Source organism: Listeria valentina (assembly GCF_011800755.1).
In the GTDB taxonomy this organism is placed as follows: domain Bacteria; phylum Bacillota; class Bacilli; order Lactobacillales; family Listeriaceae; genus Listeria; species Listeria valentina.
Genome location: NZ_JAATJW010000132.1, coordinates 1 through 1,391 on the forward strand (window position 1 = coordinate 1; position 1,391 = coordinate 1,391).

2 protein-coding genes are annotated in these 1,391 nt (G+C 34.5%); both read left to right on the forward strand.

Annotation, left to right across the window (positions count from 1 at the left end):
- A partial coding sequence (locus tag HCK02_RS13765; RefSeq protein ID WP_208970490.1) for an amidase domain-containing protein occupies nt 1–992 on the forward strand: 992 nt, incomplete at its 5' end.
- 13 nt (nt 993–1,005) lie between these two features.
- A partial coding sequence (locus HCK02_RS13770) for a hypothetical protein (RefSeq protein ID WP_167630667.1) occupies nt 1,006–1,391 on the forward strand: 386 nt, incomplete at its 3' end.

The following is a 1,391-nucleotide window of genomic DNA, read 5'->3' on the forward strand; positions in this document are numbered from 1 at the left end:
AAAGTCCTTTCGACATTTGTGTCTATTTATTTACTAGTATATCAAAAAAGGTGTCTACTTTATTAGGATACATGCAAGCTTTAAGAGAGGACTATGAAGTGGTAAGTGCCTATCTAAGTGAATACCTTAATGCTTGTAATGAAGAAGAAGTATATCCTGAAATCGCAGGGACAACAGGCGAACAAGTAGAGGAATCAGCTGATTTAGATCCTAATTTAGAGATTGAAGAAGTAACGGATGAAGATGATCATATAAGTACATTTGCAGCTGATTTAGCCCCGATTGCTAGATTAGATGACCATGAAACCATAGATTATAGTGAAGCAGCAGAAAAAGTTAATCCATCTCTATCACCATTAAATGAAGAAAAAGATGAAACTATTGGAGAAGTAATTGGAAAAGCGGTTGAAGAAGAAATAGAGAATAATGATATAGAGGTCGGCGAAGATGAGCTAATGAGAAAGGGCTACAACCGAAATAGAGCCATAGCTTATGCAAAAAAATGGTATAAGCAATATAATAAAAATTACAGAAGATTCGGTTCCGATTGTACGAACTTTGTTTCTCAATGTATTTATAACGGTGGAAAGCCAGAGAAGGTTTTGCGTCCTGTCCCTGCTAGAACATACAGCACAACGAAATACTGGTATAGTCAACATGTGTATATCAAAACTTACTACACATATAAAACCATTCAAGTTTCAACACCGTGGATAAATGTATCTGATTTTGCAAGCTACTGGTCAAGAAAACAGCCTGTTCGTTCATTTACAAATGTAAATTCAGCTATATCTTATGCAAGACCTGGAGATGTGATTCAATTCAGGAAAAAAGGTGCTGGAAGATACTTCCACTCCACTCTTGCAGTTAGCAAAAGCAGTGGAACGCTGAGGTTAGCAAGCCATACATCTAGTTATTATAATAGAAGTATTCGAGATATTATGAAACAAAAAGCAATGAAAGGAGCTTCCATAAGAGTCATTAGATTTTAAGAGGAGATGAAATATGAAAAAAAGATATCTATTTGTAAGCATAGTCCTATTGATTGTGGGAGGCTTTATGATTTTTTCTTATCTTCAACCGCCAATCATTGAAGGACAAAGTTCGAATTGGAAAATTAAATATGAACCAAGAAAAGGGGACGAAGCAGATTCAGAAAAATTTCCTTGGATTGGAACTATAAAATGGAAAAACTTTGGAGAAGTAAAGCTAATCAAGATTGAACAAATCGTTGGGGGAAAAAACTATCCGTTATTTGATGGAGATATGTTAAAAAAAGGAGAAGGGAATTTTAATGGAAAAACTTTGATTGATAATGAAACTTATTATAATCCCCCCAAAAAAACAGAGCTAAAGCAATCTACATACTATAAAATCGTGTGGGAAAAAGA